The following is a 15,935-nucleotide window of genomic DNA, read 5'->3' as shown; positions in this document are numbered from 1 at the left end:
TTCTGGGTTAAGGGCTCGATTAAAAAAGGGCGACTGGTGCAAGTTTCCAAACTTGTACCTACCATTCGGCAGGGTCCTGCCTGCCTTCAATACAAACAAAGAACGTAATACTAAACCTATGCATCTCTATACCCAGCCCATGCTTACCCCAGGAACATTAACGGGCAAAACCATTCTGGTAACGGGCGGTGGTACCGGCCTGGGCAAATCCATGGTTCGGGAGTTTCTAAGGCTGGGAGCGAATGTTACGATTTGTTCCCGCAAACAGGCCGTGATCGAAGCTACGGCCCGGGAGTTGATGGAAACTACCGGCGGACAGGTACTTGCCGTACCCTGCGATGTTCGGCAGTATGATCAAATCGAAAACGTACTCTCGAAAACGCTCGAACGCTTTGGCCGGCTTGATGGACTCGTCAACAACGCGGCGGGTAATTTCATTAGTCCAACCGAACGGTTAAGTGCCAAAGCCTTCGAAACCGTTATCGGCATTGTTCTACAGGGTTCGGTGAATTTTACGCTGGCGGCGGGCAAGCACTGGATCGAGCAAAAGCAGCCGGGAACCATCCTGAGTATCATCACCAGTTACGCCTTTACGGGTACGGGCTATACCGTTCCCTCAGCCGTATCCAAGGCGGGAGTGCGTATCCTGACGCGTTCGCTGGCGGTGGAGTGGGCCCGGCATGGGATCCGACTTAACAACATCGCTCCCGGACCTTTTCCCACCAAAGGAGCCTGGGACCGACTCGTCCCCGAGCCCGTCGCTGACTTAATCAAACCGGAAAGTCGGGTACCCCTAGGACGAGTGGGTGAGCATCAGGAGCTGGCGAATCTGGCCGCTTACCTGATGTCGGACTATTCGGCCTACATCACCGGCCAGGATTTTACGATCGATGGCGGCGAGTGGCTGAAAGGGGCCGGGCAGTTTAGTGCTTTGGAAATGATTCCGGATGAAGGATGGGACGAAATTGAACAAACCATTCGGCGTACCACCGGGGGGTAGTTGTTGGTTGTTTGTTAATGGTTGTGGGTAATGGGCCTAGGCCATCGGCTATAAACCAACGACAATCAACAACCACTAATAACAAACAACCAACAACTAAACTAATAAACTAACTAACGGGCGTGAAGCTCATCTTCGGTTGCTTCAAAGCGTTGTCAATGATCTTTATTTCCAGATTAAGAATACCTACTTCGGACTTGAAATCGATTTTTTCTACGTCGTCTGTGGGTTTGTGGTAATCATCGTGGCCACCCGTGTGGAAGAACAGAACGGGAATCTGTTTGGCGTAAAACGCGGCATTATCCGATCCGCCATTGCCCGCCCGATCCGTAAAGAACTTCACCGAAGCGTCCACCCCTTCAAACACTTTGGCCCAGGTATCGCTCGTTCCAACGCCACCCACGCCCACGCCACGATCGGGGTTGTACCGACCAATCATGTCCATGCAAACCATGAAATTAAGCTGATCCAGTGGTACGGTTGGATTGGCCAGAAAATGGCGGGAACCCTGCAAGCCTAGTTCTTCGGCCCCGAAAGCAATGAACAGAAAGTTGTATTCTTCTTTCACGCCATTCTGAGTGTAGTACCGGGCCAGTTCCAGTAAGCCCGCTACACCCGAGGCGTTATCGTCGGCTCCATTATGAATTTTTCCTTCGGGATTTTTTTCCAGCGAGCTACCCTGACGACCCATACCGAGGTGATCATAATGAGCACCAATGACAATGGTATGCGGAGCCCGATTGTTCAGAAACCCGATTACGTTTTTCGCTTTTCTCAGGCTGTCCGTTACAACGACCCGCTTCACTTTAGCCGTAAAGGGCTGCCAGTAGCCTTCGGAACCCATCGGTAGTAGACCGAGTTTGCGAAATTCTTTGGTAATGTACTGGGCGGCTTTATCATTTTCCTTACTACCCGTACCGCGGCCTTTCATCTGGTCGGAAGCCAGCGTGTGAATATGTTTGGAAATACGATCTACGGAAGGTAAATATTCCTGGGCAAAGAGCGGAGCAGAACTGAACAGGCAGAGCAGAGCAAAGAGTTTTTTCACGGGAATGAGACGTTACGTACAAACTTCAAAAGTAGCCACGATTGGGAGGTCGAGCCACGCTTTTTTTTCATTTTGGAAATTCTATCCTATCAAAGTGGAAAGGCGAAGATAGGATTCCTTTGAATAATTTGCTGACGATCAGTGGGTCCAAAAAAAGCTAATCGGCTGGCATTGGTTTGGTATCCAACAAGGCAAAACTTACCTGAAGTATGGAAATACGCAATGCCGATCTAGTTCCGCTGGTGCGGACCCGGGTACCCGAAGCTCAGGGCGATCTGGCGAGGATTTCGCCCGAACTAGGCCCCTGTAAAGTGATGGCTCTGCTGAGCGAGCTGACGCATCGATTTGCGGACCACCACGATTTTATCGCCGTCAAACATTGTTTTGTAGCCGCGGACGAACTGCTTGCTGACGGGAGCCATCAGATTAGAAACGCGGTTTGTGCCAATTACGTATACAGTCTGGCCTCATTGCTGGATCGGCACGATGAAAGTGCGGAAGTGCTCATTCACCTCATGCCCTTACAATTACGTAGTGAATACATTCGACAGATTTCCAATTCGCTGCCCTAAGGTGATGAAAGAAGCGTTTAAAATTGAAGTAGCCTCGGCCCGGCACGCCGCCTTCGCCGACACAATCTGTATCGCCATGAAGGAAAGTGCCGAGGCTCGGGGCACGGGGATCGGCGAACGTTCGCCGGAGTACATAAGGACCAAAATGCGGGAGCACGAAGGCATCGTAGCAACGTACGCCGATGGGACCTGGGCCGGTTTCTGTTACTGGGATGTGTACGAAGAAGGCAAGTTTGTTTCCAATTCCGGCCTCATCGTCGCTCCGGAATTTCGGGGCATGAAACTGGCCGAAAAGCTGAAAAGGAAGCTGTTTCGATTATGTCGAAAACTATTTCCGCAGGCTAAAATCTTCGGCATTACTACTGGGACGGCGGTCATGAAAGTAAATACCCGCCTAGGTTTTCAACCCGTAGCCTTCGAGGCTTTGCCCCACGATGGTCGCTTCTGGAAAGGATGTCAGGCTTGCAAGAACCACGATATTCTGGATCGGACGGAAGGACGCTACTGCTTATGTACAGGAATGGTGTTCGATCCAGCCACTAAAAAAGATTAAAGCCCTTCTCGTAGCGAAAATCCTAATAACCCCGGAGGGGTTCAACCTGAATAGCCTGGGATGCAATCCCAGGAAAAATTTGGCCCCGGGATTGCATCCCGGGCTATGCACATGAAACCCCTCCGGGGTTTTTAGATTATTTGTAATAGGGGTGGCGTTGCTGGATGGTGTATCACCTCTCGTTTACTTCGCAAAGTCTAATACAGCCTTTCGATACGCTTCCAAATCCTGTACGTGCGGAATATGTCCTACGCCGGGCAGAGCTACGAGCTTGCTGCCCGGTATTTGCTGCTGCGTACGCTTTCCCAAGGCCGGGTACTGACCATACTGATTCACCCGATCTTTGGGTACCCGATTCTTGCCTACGATGGTGCGGTCTTCCTGACCAATAATCAGTAAGGTCGGTACGCGGATATTTTTGAATTCATAACAAACCGGCTGTTCGTAAATCATCTGATAGGTGAGGGCATTGACCCAGGCAATCTGTTTGAATCGCGGGTCTTTCAAAGCGGCGGCCTGCACCTGTACCCATTCTTCGTACGCGGGTTTCCACTGCGGATAATAGCTCTGCTGGTACTTTTTGTAGGATTCGTAGGTGGCGGCAAGTTCGTTCTGGTAAGCTTCGTCGAGGGGTAGGTAAGGGACGATCGTTCGGTAGTCTTCCAGTCCGATTGGATTTTCCAGAATCAGTTCGCGGACTGTTTCCGGGTACATCAGTGTAAACCGCGTCGCCAGCATGCCGCCCATCGAGTGAGCAATCAGGGTGACTTGATCAATACCGAGCGAATCCAGTAGTCGTTTGTTGTGAGTGGCTAAAGCATGGAAACTGTAATGCAGGTCCGGGAAATCGGATTTGCCCCAACCTACCTGATCGGGTACGATTACCCGATAGCCAGCTTTTCGCAGAAAAGCAATAACATCCCGCCAGTACACGCCGTTGAAGTTCTTTCCGTGAAAAAGTAGGGCCGTCTTAGCGTTCATTTTGCCCACAGGCGGTACGTCCATGTAGGCCATACGAAACGTTTTCTGTTCCTGATGGAGGTTGATATATTGAACCGGATACGGATATTCAACCGACTGAGCGACAGTCAATGAAGCAAAAGATACCAGGAGAAACAGAAATAGAAGTACGCGAATCAGTTTCATAATCACGATTAAAAAGACTGCTCTTAGTAGGATAAAGCGAGTAGCAGACGCGAAAAGAAATATTCCAATCCCCGGAAATAAATCAGTAATTCACGGCCTAATCAAAACAATGATCTGACCTTTCGATTATTGCTAGAGAAACGTTAACCCCTTCAACCGGTCTGTATGAAACGATTGTACCTACTACTCATTTTCTTTTGTACCACGCTTGCCAGTTTAGCTCAACAGTCCTCTAAAGCCCTGGAAACCTGGAAGAACGACAAGTACTCCCTATTCATTCACTGGGGGGTGTACTCCGTTTTAGGCGGCGTATGGGAAGGCAAGCCCGTGTCCAGAGGGTATAGCGAGCAAATTCGGGCTCACGCCGCGGGTCTGTATAGCGATACGTACGAGAACGTCGCCAAAACGTTCGACCCTAAACTCTGGAATCCGGATTCGGTAGCCCTGCTGGCGAAAGCGGCGGGCATGCGTTCCATCGTACTGACCTCGAAGCACCACGACGGCTTTTGCCTGTTCAAATCGGCCTACACGAAATTCAATATGGTGGATGCCACCCCCTATCACCGCGATGTCGTGAAAGAAATGGCCGAGGCCTGTCAGCGGAACGGACTTAAATTCGGACTGTATTTCTCGGTCATCGACTGGCATTTTCCGGCGGCGTACCCCATTTCCAGTAGTAATTCCGATCCGATTCCGGCGGCTCACCACGCATACAATAAAAACCAGATTCGCGAACTGCTCACCAATTACGGACCCATTTCCGAGCTCTGGTTCGACATGGGTTCGCAAACGCCCCAGCAAAGTCGCGAGCTCCGGGAGCTGGTTCACCAATTGCAACCCAATTGTATGGTCAGCGGACGACTGGGCAACGAGGCGGGTGATTTCTGCGTCATGGGTGACAATGAATATCCCAACTACAAAATCGCTACGCCCTGGCAAACGCCTGCTTCCATTTACGACGAAACCTGGGGGTACCGTTCCTGGCAGGAACACGGTTCGGTGGAGGATAAGGCCCGCGAAAAACTGGCTAGTTTACTGAAAGTGGTTAGTCGCGGTGGAAATTATCTGTTGAACATCGGCCCCCGGGGCGATGGCTCCGTCGTGGCGTTTGAGCAGGACGTACTACTAAAAATTGGGAAATGGCTCCGGCAGAACGGAGAAGCCGTATACGGCACCAGTCCCGATCCCTTTCCTACGCCTTTCAAATGGGGGGAGGTAACGGCTTCGGGACCGAATAAACTCTACCTGTCGCTGCTGCAAATGCCCGCCAGCCGTACCATTACGCTGCCTAATATCACCGGAGCCGTCAAGATCATTCACGTACTGGGACAACCGCAACAAACGGCTTCGTACAAGCGAATGGGGAACAACCTACAAATCATGTTACCGGCGGAAATCAAATCGGTAAAAGACGTTCCGGTACTTATGCTGGAATTTGCAAACGGATACAGCGTTCCGCCTGCCCGGGTACTTACGGTAGATCCAACGCAGAAAACGGTAGTACTCCAGCACGATAATGCCGAACATCATTACAGCATGGGCGGCGTCGATTATAACACGTATTACCGAACGGTCGTGAAAGATTCCTGGCAGATCGAATTACCCAAGGCCACTTCAATAACGCCCACAGTAGTATTCACCGAGGAAGAAAAAGGCCGTAGTATTGATTTGCAGGTCAATGGTGAATCGCAACCCGTCATTCTGGATGAAGCGGAAGAAGTACCCATTCCGCAGACGGGCAAGCTGACCTGGGGGGCCATCTATCTGAATCAGGTAGCCAATACCGGCATTGGCTGGACGAGCGTCATTCCCATTGATCCTTCCAGAAGCTGGCTCGCCAGTGGAAAACCCTGGCAGGCGACGGATTGGAAGAAAGGCGAAGCTCATCAGCTACCCGCTCAGCCTTCCCAAAGCTGGTTTGTACTGCAGGAAATTACGGCGGACAAAGCTCAGCCCGTACTGGTAGACATCAGAAGTGGGGATGCCGTAGGGGTCTGGCTGAACGGACAACCGCTGTTACTGCACAACAACCCTGAGAAAACGGATTCGACGCGGGACGTGGTACTCCTGAAAGTACGGCCCGGAACCAACCAGTTGCTGGTTAAACTCTACAACCGCTACCACGATCAGGTACCCGTTCTGATCAGCGATCAGGTTCCGCAGGTCATGTACCGTAAACGACTCCAGCGGATAAAACTCGAACCGAGTAATACGCTAAGTTGGCAATTACACGAGCCGCCCACGCCGCATCGGGATTTACAGCTACCCAATCTTTCCCTGGAGTGGAAGGTTAAATAATGAAAAAGAGACGCGATCTACAGGTCGCGTCTCTTTTTCATGAATACTGGATCGTAGCCTTATGGATCGACTTCATTCGAGAACGGCTACCAACTGAAAAACCAGACCCAGACGATGAAGAAAAACTGTAAAGCCGTCCGTAACCAGAGATAGTCAGTACCGGGCCCGGTGTAGGTTGCTTTCTGGTAATCCACTCGTTGTAGGGCCGCATACACATTGGCCGGAAAAATTAGGATAAAGAAGATAATGAGCCAAACGGCCGTCGTATGGCGAAAGGTAGGGAAGAGCAAACCCATAGCGGCGGCTATTTCCAGAACCCCCGTTGCCCAGACAATAACCTTTCGAAAGGGAATGAACGGAGGTAACATCAGGGACATGCCTTTCCAGAAGACGAAGTGGCCCAGAGCCGTGAATAGTAACATGACACTCATACCCACATTAGCCGCAAAACGCAAATGCCAGGCTCCCGACGAGAGCCACACGCCAATAAGGGTAATCAAAGTAAAGGATAGTAAGACAAGAAATGGTTTCATGCGGTAGTTAGGGAAGGATAGAAAAAACAGCAGTCACCGGGCCGATCATCACGGGAGGTGACTGCTGCTATACTTACAAAAGTTTATGATCGGGAATGATAGGCGTATCGGGCTGTTCGAGCATGGCCTGCTGCTGGATGATTTTATTTTCCTGTTTCTCTTCTTTGATCAACTGCTTGTTGGTTCGTTCGAACACTTTGAAGAGTACGATCAGGTAGGCAATGAGTAACGGACCAATCACCAGACCCAGAATCCCGAACAAGGGAACGCCGAGTACTACCCCCGCCAGTGTAATCAGGGGATGTACATCGCCCATGCGTTTAGCCAGTACAATCCGCAGGACGTTATCGACATTGGTCAAAACGATAAGTCCAACGAGCAGAATACCCACGCCCTGACCCGTATTGCCTTGAGAAAGTGCAATCAACCCGGCCGGTCCCCAGACCAGTGGAGTGCCCAGTACCGGAATGAAACTCAGAAAGAACGAAACGGTACCCCAGAACGCCGCGTCCGGAATATCGAAAACCCAAAGCGTAAGTCCCGTCAATACGCCCTGAATCAAAGAAATCAGACCCTGACCCAGAATATTGGCGTTTACCATGTTCTTGAGACTTTCGCCCAGTTCATCGTCCGTATCGTTATCGAAGGGCAGGTACCGCCGCAGTCCGCCCAAAAATTGTTCTTCCTGCTGAAACATGTAGTACATCGTAAAAAACAGCAAACCCAGAATAATCAGTACGTCGAGGGTACCACCGATGATGGAAGGAAACTGTTGACTGGCCCAACTCGCTCCCTGCTGAATGAGCGACTGGATATTGTCTTCGTCCGTAATGGAAAAGCCCGTCAGGTCTTCCAGCCGTTTCACCAGTTTGAGAATATCCTGGTAATTCTGACTGTAGTAGCGAACCCGCCCAATCAGCAGCAAGCTTAGTACCAGAAAAGGAATAATGATGACAATGATGGAAAATAGCAGTAAGCCGATTGTGACGAGTGTCCGATTGAAATTCTTTTTATGAACCAGCGTCGTAAACCAGGGACGAAAAATGACATACAAAATACCGGCTCCGAAAAAAGCCGTAATGTATTGCCGTAAACCGGCGATAATAAATCCTGTAATCACTACAAGACTAAAAACGAGCAGATAACGCTGCTGTTTGGGGGTGTAAATAGAAGCCATACATTGAAGGGGTGAAATGCTGCGTGCAAATGCAGGAGGTCTTAAAAAAATAATGCCCTATTCTCTACAAGACTGCATAAAAGCTTATTTGACGCAAAGAAATGCTTTCTTCCAGCGAAAATGTTCGTACGAATAAGTGTTACTTTGTCAAAGGACGCCTTAAACGCAAACCGCCCAACCTTGCGTGGCTCCTGTAGCTAAACCAAATGACGCATGAGTTTTGAGAAAATTACCCTCGAAGTAACCCAATTGGCGAAAGCTGCCGGTGAATTTATGCTGGCGGAACTCAAACACTTCGATCCCACGAAAATCGAGCACAAATACGGCGAAAATTTCAATCTGGTTTCGTACGTCGATAAGGAAACGGAAAGTCGGCTGGTGGAAGGACTTTCAGGGTTGTTGCCGGGCTCGGGTTTTATTACCGAAGAAGGGACAGTAGAGCAGGCCACCGATCAGGAATTTGTCTGGGTAATCGATCCCCTGGATGGTACGACGAACTTTCTGCACGCCTATCCGCAATTCTGTACCAGCATTGGACTGTTGCAGGGTGGCAAACCCGTAGCGGGCATCATTTACGAGCCTTTTCGGGATGAAATGTTTTATACCTGGAAAGACGGCGGAGCCTGGATGAACAAAGAACGCCTGTCGGTATCCAAAGTAGACCGGGTACAGAGTAGTTTGCTGGCCTGTGGTTTCCCGAGTCGTCAGAATCAGAAGACCGAAGCGTACATGAACATGATTCTGCGGATTACGAAAGAATCGCATGGCTTCCGGCGAATCGGCTCGGCGGCCCTTGATCTGGCGTATACGGCTCGGGGCTGGTTTGAGGGCTATTTTGAATACAACATCAATAGCTGGGATATTGCGGCTGGTATCTTGCTGGTACAGGAAGCCGGTGGTACGGTTACTGATTTCAAAGGCGAAGAAAACTACCTCTTCGGCGGCGAAATCATCAGTTCCAACGGCCGCATTCATCAGGAATTGATTGACATGATTAGCGAAAGTATGGCTTAGTCCGAACAAAAAGGTTTGACTTGAACGTTATAGGCCCAAAGACAGAAGAAAGCATGGAAACACTCGTCATCGGAATGTTATTCGTCGGTGCCCTGGTGTACCTGGGGAATCAGTTCAGAAAGCAGTTCAGCCTGCGAAAAACCGGCGGTTGTGCCAAAGGTTGCGGGTCCTGCGGAGCGATCAAATTCGACGAGTCCAAGCTGCCTCCCATCCAGAAAGTGAACTAACGAGCAAAAAAATAGAAAAGCCCCAACGAATGCCATTCGTTGGGGCTTTTTGTATGCCATTGATAACTTACTGCAAGACGGGTTTTTCCGTGAGTTCCTGCAGCAAAGCGTTTAATACAGACTTCAGATCGGCTTCGGTTTCCGGCTTGTCCATCTTGGTACGGGCGTGCGAAATGAGTAAACTGGTGTTTTCCAGAATACGGGCTCCCAGGATGCCTAAAGTCAGTCGCAACGATTCGTGGGCTTTTTCACCCAGTATCGAAGCCGTAATCACCGCCGTAGGTTTTTCATGCCATTCGCCGGAAGAGAACGCCGAGGTCCAGTCCAGCAGGTTTTTCAAAACTCCCGGTACGCCGAATACGTATTCCGGAGAACAAAAGACGAGTGCATCCGCCGCCAGCAACTGCGTACGAAACTGCTCGACGGCCGCCGGATATTCCGTATAATCCGGATCAAAGGGAGGAATTTGAGCCAGCTCTTCGTAGATCTGCCACGAAACGGTATCAGGCACCCAGTGGGAAATTTTCTCCAGAATTTGTGTATTGGTCGAGGCGGCCCGCAGGCTGCCCGAAATGGCTAGGATCTGATACGGTTTTTCCATGGTGCAAAACATAGGTAAACGGATGAGGCTGAAACAATCATCCAATCTAACGAAAATTCCTCTTTCGCAATAATCGTACCAGTGACGAAAGCCTGCCACGAAGCGTTAACTTGCGGGCAAGAAACGCAGCGGTTGCATGAAAAAACTATTTCTCCTGGACGCGATGGCCCTCATTTACCGGGCTCACTTCGCTTTTGCCAAAACGCCCCGTATTACGTCTACCGGACTGAATACCAGTGCTGTTTTTGGCTTTACAAATACGCTTCTCGAAGTATTACGCAAAGAAAATCCCTCGCATTTAGGGGTGGCTTTTGATACGGCGAAACCCACGTTCCGCCATACCCGTTTTGAGGCATACAAGGCTCAGCGGCAACAACAGCCCGAAGATATTACGATTGCTATTCCGTACGTCAAGCGGTTGTGCGAAGCTCTGTGCATTCCGGTACTGATTATGGAAGGCTACGAAGCCGACGACATCATTGGTACGCTGGCCAAAAAGGCTTCCGCAACGGGTGGATACGAGGTGTACATGATGACCCCCGACAAGGATTACGGACAACTGGTAGAGGAACACGTGAAGCTCTATAAGCCCGCTTTTATGGGGAAGGACGTGGAGATCATGGGTCCCAAAGAGGTTTGCGAACGCTGGGGCATTAGTAATGTCGATCAGGTCGTGGATTTGCTGGGACTGATGGGCGATGCCGTCGATAATATTCCCGGTATCCCCGGTATTGGCGAAAAAACGGCGGTGAAACTGATCGCGGAATACGGTTCAGTCGAAAACCTGATTGCCAACGTAGACCAGTTGAAGGGCAAAATGGCGGAAAACGTCCGTGCGTTCGCCGAGCAGGGACTTCTGTCCAAAGAACTGGCCCTGATTGAGCAGAATGTGCCGATTGAATTCGATGAAAAAGCTCTGGAACTCTGTGAGCCCAACCGCGAAACGCTGTCAACCTTACTCGATGAACTGGAATTCCGTACGCTTCGCAAACGCTTGCTGGGCGAAGAACCGGCACCCGCCGAGACCCCAAAAACGGCCAAATCCAAAGCCCCAACGGCTCAGATGGATTTGTTCGGAGCCGCTCCAGTAGCCGCCATAGCGACGTCGGAAGTAGCGGGGCAGTGGGAAACCACTACGGTTCGCCGGACGGTGCATGATACGGTTCACGATTATCAGTTAATCGATACCCCGGAATTACGGAAATCACTGGCCCATTACCTCAATCTGCAGGATGCCATTTGTTTCGATACCGAAACAACCGCTTTGTCGGCCATTGAAGCGGATTTGATTGGAATGTCTTTTTCGTACCGCGTGGGCGAAGCTTTCTACGTGCCCGTTCCGGACAACCGGGAGGCGGCTCTCGTCATTCTGGAAGATTTTCGTTCCGTATTCGAAAATGAAGCCGTCGAAAAAATCGCTCAGAACATCAAATACGATCTGACGGTTCTGGCCAACTACGGCGTGGAAGTCAAAGGAAAACTCTACGATACCATGCTGGCCCATTACCTGATTGAGCCCGAAAAACGGCACAACATGGATATTCTGGCCGAAACGTATTTGAATTACACGCCCGTAGCCATCGAAGAACTGATTGGTAAAAAAGGCAAGAATCAGGGCAATATGCGGGACGTGGATATGGAGAAAATCAAGGAGTATGCCGCTGAGGATGCCGATATTACCCTGCAACTCAAGGAGGTACTCAACCCCGTACTCCAGCAAAATCCGAAGCTGGTTTCGCTCTTTGAAACGGTGGAAATGCCGCTGGCCCGCGTACTGGCTGAAGTGGAAGCCGAAGGCGTACGACTCGACGTCGGTTTTCTGAAAGAGCTTTCCCAGCAACTCGACGTGGATTTGCGGGATACGCAACAGCGGGCCTGGGAACTGGCCGGACAGGAATTCAATATCGCTTCCCCGAAACAGCTGGGAGAGATTTTATTCGAAAAACTGCATCTCGATCCCAAAGCGAAGAAAACCAAGACGGGTCAGTATATGACGGGGGAGGACGTATTGCTAGGTCTGGAATCAAAGCACGAAATCGTACGAAAGATTCTGGATTTCCGGGAATTACAGAAACTCAAATCCACCTACGTGGATGCTCTGCCCGCCCTGCTTTCGCCGCGTACGGGCCGTCTGCACACCAGTTTCAACCAGGCCGTAACGGCTACGGGCCGGCTGTCGTCCACGAATCCAAACTTGCAGAACATTCCGATTCGTACGCCACGTGGACGGGAAATTCGCAAGGCCTTTATTGCCCGCGATGAAGATCACGTGATTTTGTCCGCCGATTATTCGCAGATCGAATTACGCATCATGGCGGCGTTTTCGGGCGATGCCAGTATGACGGAAGCCTTTAATCAGGGCCTGGACGTACACCGGGCAACGGCGAGCAAGGTTTTCCACGTACCGCTGGAAGAGGTTACCGCCGATATGCGACGCAAGGCGAAAACGGTCAATTTCGGGATCATCTACGGCGTTTCGGCCTTCGGTCTTTCTCAACAGGTAGAAGTGTCCCGGACTGAAGCCAAGGAATTGATTGACAACTATTTCCGGGAATTTCCGGCGGTAAAGGAATACATGGACGAAAGTATGGCCAAAGTACGCGAGACGGGCTACGCTGAAACCATTCTGGGCCGTCGGCGGTATTTGCCGAATATTAACTCGGGCAACCAGACTGACCGGGGTTACGCCGAACGCAACGCCATCAACGCTCCGATTCAGGGAACGGCGGCGGACATCATGAAAATCGCCATGGTGAAAGTGCAGGATTTTATTCGGCGGGAAAAATTAAAGTCCCGAATGATCCTTACCGTACACGATGAATTGGTTTTCGACGTTCATAAGAGCGAACTCGACTATCTGCGGGAGCACGTAAATGAGCTGATGGTGCATGCCTTGCCCTTGTCGGTAAAAATGGAAACTGGCATGGGCGTAGGGCAAAACTGGCTGGAGGCTCACTAAACAAAGAATTTAGGTGCGATACATCCCTGAACATCAGAAGTTAAGCTATATTCGTGGCGGTTTGCTGCGTTTGCCCTCGCATCCTTGTACTGTTTTTTAGCTCCATTAACGCATTGTAAACAAACCCAGGAAGTCCGTCGTTTTACCCGCCAGAAACGGAACGACTTTCGAACACAAACAATCTCATGAAAAAAAGCTTAATGTTACTGGCTTTATCAGCCGCCTTCATTTTTGGTTGCAAAAAAGACGACGACAACACGAATGACGGGGGAACGAATAACACGAAGGCAGCCCTGATTAAGACTTGGCAAAGCCAAAGCGTAGTTGCCTACGATGTTAATAGTGTTATCAAACAACTTCCTATATACGCTAGAGGGGGTTCCGCAAATCTGTACGACTTCGGTTCATTTTCGGTTACCTTTAAATCTGATGGGACTTTTCAGCGGAACGATCTAGACGGTGCCAACACGACGGGGACCTGGGCCTTAGCTTCAGACAACAAGACTATTACGATGACTTCTACTTCAGGGGCTGTCTTGAAATACTCTGCTGAATCAGTAACTGATAAAACAGCAACGTTCAAGTATATACTGAACGTGAAGAATCCTACGGGTATCGATGCACAGATCATCGACAAAGCAAAAAGCTTAGGTTCTCCTGTTCAGGATGGTGCATACCTTAATCTGGTTGTAACTCCGAAATAAGCTTGTTCGGTAAGCATACACAGAAGGCTGCAAAACATCGTTTTGTAGCCTTTTTTTGTGTCTAGACCCACAAATAACTAACAACCAATAACAAAATATCAAAACAACTTCATCTGCATACCTTCCCGCCGAAACTGCGTTAGGTCGTACGCAGGCATCTGGCGGTTGGGCATGTACCGTTGCCGCGAAATGCGGTGAAGTTGATGAATGTGCTCGGCTATTTTACCCTGGCCCATCATGCGTACGTTCCAGCGACTGTCGTTGAGTTGTCCACCGTGACAATCCCGAATCTGATTCAGTACTTTATCGGCCCGGTCGGGGAAGGTCTTCCGAATCCAGTCCTCAAATAATTCACCAATCGCTCCATTCAGCCGAACGACGGTCAGGGCCGCCGTAAGGGCTCCGGCGTTTGCGGCCGCTTCAATCAGCTTCGGAATTTCATGGTCGTTGAGGCCCGGAATGATGGGAGCGGTCATCACGCCCACAGGTACGCCCGCCGCCGTCAGTCGTTCAATGACCTGTAGTCGTTTTTGAGCCGTAACCGTACGCGGCTCCATGGTCTGCCGTAACTCTTCATTAAGCGTAGTAATCGAAATGTAAACGTGAACGAGTTGGTGAGCAGCCAGTTCGGAGAGTACATCCAGATCACGTAAGATCAGAGCATTTTTAGTAATCATGCTCACGGGATTACGGTATTTGGCGAAGACCTTCAGCAAACTTCGCGTAAGCTCAAATTTGCGTTCGGCAGGTTGGTAGCAATCCGTATTGCCCGAAAGTTCAATGGGTGTAGGTACCCATGCCGCTTTTCGAAATTGTTCTTCCAGTAAAGGGGCGGCGTTCCGCTTCACCATAACCTTCGTTTCAAAATCCAGTCCCGCCGAGTAGCCCCAGTACTCGTGCGAATTGCGGGCGTAACAGTAAATACAACCGTGTTCGCAGCCCTGGTAAGGGTTGATGGATTTGCCCATGGGTAAATCCGGGCTGTTGAACGTACTGATGATTTTCTTAGGCGTCTCCGGAATGAACTGCGTTTGAGGTGACGGTTGCAGCACTTCGCTGGGCTCTTCCTCGTAACGTTGTTTCAGAAAACGATTGGCTGTATTGAGCTGGGCACCCCGACCTTTCAGGTAATCCTCCATACATTTGATTATGTTTTGTATTCAAATGTATGCGAAAATGAATTAAAATTTATGTATTTGATGAAATTTGGTTAAATAACTTGATCATTTGTTGATAAAGCACAAAAAAAGCGATCAAGAGCCTTGATCGCTGGAAATGCAGGTTGAAGATGAACCCTAATCACAATTAAGCATCCATTTGATGCCATACTTATCGGTAAGCGTTCCAAACTTCGCACCCCAGAAGGTATCCTGTAAGGGCATGGTTACCCGACCGCCCTGGGCCAGAACTTTGAAAATGCGTTTGATTTCATCTTTTGAGTTACAGTTGACATTCAATGTAACCATATTACCACAGCGGACCGATTTATGCTGAACGTCGTCGGCGGCCATCAGTTCCAGCGTATCGCTCACCAGCCGCGAGTGCATGATCTTCGATTTTGCGTCGTCCGGAATCTGCATGGGAGAGTTTTCGTAGGTCATACAGTCGAAATCACCGCCGAAACATTGCTGGTAAAAATTCATGGCTTCCAGACAGTTTCCACCAAACGTAAGGTATGCTTTGATTTGTGCCATAACTCGAAGAGTAAGAGTTGAGGATCAGCTTAGTAGATACAAGATTAGAAATAATATTATAATTATTGAAATGTTTATTTGTAATTTTTCTATAGAAAATTATCCAGTTACACTAGACTTATAAGCTAAACGCACAAAAAAAGTACCCCGGAATATGGGTCCGGGGTACTCCTAAAGCGTAAATAAAATTCTTCTAGTTGTTCAGATGCTGCCAGATAACATCGTACACATCCGTAGCCACGAGCTGATCTTTGCCGCTGGGCTGATCCGTAATGAGGACCGGATGAAACGCCTGGGGAGCCAGTACGGCTCCGTGTGATCCTTTCACCAGCGTAGCATCCAGCGGAATAACATCCATCAGATACCGAAAGCCCATGAGTTTACGAGCCAGCTTGTACCCCGCCCGCAG

Annotated in this window: 15 protein-coding genes; 8 read left to right on the top strand and 7 right to left on the bottom strand. The window is 49.8% G+C overall.

The window, feature by feature from the left end:
• Positions 1-118: 118 nt before the first annotated feature.
• Positions 119-1,000: an SDR family oxidoreductase gene (locus tag BWI97_RS14960; protein WP_102201561.1), complete on the top strand. Its 882-nt coding sequence runs from the start codon at positions 119-121 to the stop codon at positions 998-1,000.
• A gap of 109 nt (positions 1,001-1,109) precedes the next feature.
• Here the strand turns inward: BWI97_RS14960 and BWI97_RS14955 are convergent, their stop codons facing one another.
• Positions 1,110-2,048, bottom strand: coding sequence for a M20/M25/M40 family metallo-hydrolase (locus BWI97_RS14955; protein ID WP_369826593.1), 939 nt, complete (start codon positions 2,046-2,048; stop codon positions 1,110-1,112).
• A gap of 209 nt (positions 2,049-2,257) precedes the next feature.
• Between BWI97_RS14955 and BWI97_RS14950 the strand changes: the two genes are divergently transcribed.
• Positions 2,258-2,620: a hypothetical protein gene (locus BWI97_RS14950; RefSeq protein WP_102201560.1), complete on the top strand. Its 363-nt coding sequence runs from the start codon at positions 2,258-2,260 to the stop codon at positions 2,618-2,620.
• Positions 2,621-2,624: 4 nt separating this feature from the next.
• Entirely contained in the window at positions 2,625-3,173 is a 549-nt protein-coding gene (locus tag BWI97_RS14945) for a GNAT family N-acetyltransferase (RefSeq protein ID WP_102201559.1), read from the top strand.
• A gap of 183 nt (positions 3,174-3,356) precedes the next feature.
• Here the strand turns inward: BWI97_RS14945 and BWI97_RS14940 are convergent, their stop codons facing one another.
• A complete protein-coding gene (locus BWI97_RS14940; RefSeq protein WP_094808751.1) occupies positions 3,357-4,319 on the bottom strand; it encodes an alpha/beta fold hydrolase in 963 nt (320 codons plus the stop codon).
• A gap of 165 nt (positions 4,320-4,484) precedes the next feature.
• Here BWI97_RS14940 and BWI97_RS14935 point away from each other — a divergent pair, with 165 nt between their 5' ends.
• Entirely contained in the window at positions 4,485-6,617 is a 2,133-nt protein-coding gene (locus tag BWI97_RS14935) for an alpha-L-fucosidase (RefSeq protein WP_102201558.1), read from the top strand.
• Positions 6,618-6,703: 86 nt separating this feature from the next.
• On the opposite strand, the gene BWI97_RS14930 is transcribed toward BWI97_RS14935, so the two are convergent.
• Together BWI97_RS14930 and BWI97_RS14925 are read right to left on the bottom strand one after the other, a co-directional pair.
• Positions 6,704-7,150 carry a hypothetical protein gene (locus BWI97_RS14930; protein ID WP_102201557.1) on the bottom strand — a complete coding sequence of 149 codons (447 nt, stop codon included), beginning with the start codon at positions 7,148-7,150 and terminating at the stop codon, positions 6,704-6,706.
• A gap of 73 nt (positions 7,151-7,223) precedes the next feature.
• Positions 7,224-8,327 (bottom strand): AI-2E family transporter, encoded by a 1,104-nt coding sequence (locus BWI97_RS14925; RefSeq protein ID WP_102201556.1) that lies wholly within the window; start codon positions 8,325-8,327, stop codon positions 7,224-7,226.
• Positions 8,328-8,540: 213 nt separating this feature from the next.
• On the opposite strand from BWI97_RS14925, the gene BWI97_RS14920 reads away from it, so the two are divergent.
• Positions 8,541-9,341, top strand: a complete 801-nt coding sequence (locus BWI97_RS14920; RefSeq protein ID WP_094808747.1) for an inositol monophosphatase family protein — start codon at positions 8,541-8,543, stop codon at positions 9,339-9,341.
• A 53-nt stretch (positions 9,342-9,394) separates the two neighbouring features.
• Positions 9,395-9,568 (top strand): FeoB-associated Cys-rich membrane protein, encoded by a 174-nt coding sequence (locus tag BWI97_RS14915; RefSeq protein ID WP_102201555.1) that lies wholly within the window; start codon positions 9,395-9,397, stop codon positions 9,566-9,568.
• Positions 9,569-9,635: 67 nt separating this feature from the next.
• On the opposite strand, the gene BWI97_RS14910 is transcribed toward BWI97_RS14915, so the two are convergent.
• Complete coding sequence (locus tag BWI97_RS14910) at positions 9,636-10,169, bottom strand: NADPH-dependent FMN reductase (protein ID WP_158242769.1); 534 nt, start codon at positions 10,167-10,169, stop codon at positions 9,636-9,638.
• A gap of 136 nt (positions 10,170-10,305) precedes the next feature.
• Here BWI97_RS14910 and polA point away from each other — a divergent pair, with 136 nt between their 5' ends.
• Together polA and BWI97_RS14900 are read left to right on the top strand one after the other, a co-directional pair.
• Positions 10,306-13,128, top strand: a complete 2,823-nt coding sequence (gene polA, locus BWI97_RS14905) for a DNA polymerase I (protein WP_102201553.1) — start codon at positions 10,306-10,308, stop codon at positions 13,126-13,128.
• A 185-nt stretch (positions 13,129-13,313) separates the two neighbouring features.
• On the top strand, positions 13,314-13,832 hold the full coding sequence (locus tag BWI97_RS14900) for a hypothetical protein (RefSeq protein ID WP_094808743.1): 519 nt from the start codon (positions 13,314-13,316) through the stop codon (positions 13,830-13,832).
• A 98-nt stretch (positions 13,833-13,930) separates the two neighbouring features.
• Here BWI97_RS14900 and BWI97_RS14895 read toward each other — a convergent pair whose 3' ends face one another.
• Positions 13,931-14,971 carry a PA0069 family radical SAM protein gene (locus tag BWI97_RS14895; RefSeq protein ID WP_102201552.1) on the bottom strand — a complete coding sequence of 347 codons (1,041 nt, stop codon included), beginning with the start codon at positions 14,969-14,971 and terminating at the stop codon, positions 13,931-13,933.
• Positions 14,972-15,127: 156 nt separating this feature from the next.
• Positions 15,128-15,526 carry a VOC family protein gene (locus tag BWI97_RS14890; protein WP_094808741.1) on the bottom strand — a complete coding sequence of 133 codons (399 nt, stop codon included), beginning with the start codon at positions 15,524-15,526 and terminating at the stop codon, positions 15,128-15,130.
• Between the last annotated feature and the right edge of the window lie 409 nt (positions 15,527-15,935).

Source organism: Siphonobacter sp. BAB-5405, from assembly GCF_002872335.1.
Lineage (GTDB): Bacteria > Bacteroidota > Bacteroidia > Cytophagales > Spirosomataceae > Siphonobacter.
This window is presented reverse-complemented; position numbering and strand designations above follow the sequence as displayed.

Excerpts from the sequence above, each read along its gene's own strand:
- BWI97_RS14960 (WP_102201561.1), top strand. The coding sequence starts at position 119 with ATGCATCTCTATACCCAGCCCATGCTTACCCCAGGAACATTAACGGGC.
- BWI97_RS14950 (WP_102201560.1), top strand. The coding sequence starts at position 2,258 with ATGGAAATACGCAATGCCGATCTAGTTCCGCTGGTGCGGACCCGGGTA.
- BWI97_RS14945 (WP_102201559.1), top strand. The coding sequence starts at position 2,625 with ATGAAAGAAGCGTTTAAAATTGAAGTAGCCTCGGCCCGGCACGCCGCC.
- BWI97_RS14940 (WP_094808751.1), bottom strand. The coding sequence starts at position 4,319 with ATGAAACTGATTCGCGTACTTCTATTTCTGTTTCTCCTGGTATCTTTT.
- BWI97_RS14935 (WP_102201558.1), top strand. The coding sequence starts at position 4,485 with ATGAAACGATTGTACCTACTACTCATTTTCTTTTGTACCACGCTTGCC.
- BWI97_RS14930 (WP_102201557.1), bottom strand. The coding sequence starts at position 7,150 with ATGAAACCATTTCTTGTCTTACTATCCTTTACTTTGATTACCCTTATT.
- BWI97_RS14925 (WP_102201556.1), bottom strand. The coding sequence starts at position 8,327 with ATGGCTTCTATTTACACCCCCAAACAGCAGCGTTATCTGCTCGTTTTT.
- BWI97_RS14920 (WP_094808747.1), top strand. The coding sequence starts at position 8,541 with ATGAGTTTTGAGAAAATTACCCTCGAAGTAACCCAATTGGCGAAAGCT.
- BWI97_RS14915 (WP_102201555.1), top strand. The coding sequence starts at position 9,395 with ATGGAAACACTCGTCATCGGAATGTTATTCGTCGGTGCCCTGGTGTAC.
- BWI97_RS14910 (WP_158242769.1), bottom strand. The coding sequence starts at position 10,169 with ATGGAAAAACCGTATCAGATCCTAGCCATTTCGGGCAGCCTGCGGGCC.
- polA (WP_102201553.1), top strand. The coding sequence starts at position 10,306 with ATGAAAAAACTATTTCTCCTGGACGCGATGGCCCTCATTTACCGGGCT.
- BWI97_RS14900 (WP_094808743.1), top strand. The coding sequence starts at position 13,314 with ATGAAAAAAAGCTTAATGTTACTGGCTTTATCAGCCGCCTTCATTTTT.
- BWI97_RS14895 (WP_102201552.1), bottom strand. The coding sequence starts at position 14,971 with ATGGAGGATTACCTGAAAGGTCGGGGTGCCCAGCTCAATACAGCCAAT.
- BWI97_RS14890 (WP_094808741.1), bottom strand. The coding sequence starts at position 15,526 with ATGGCACAAATCAAAGCATACCTTACGTTTGGTGGAAACTGTCTGGAA.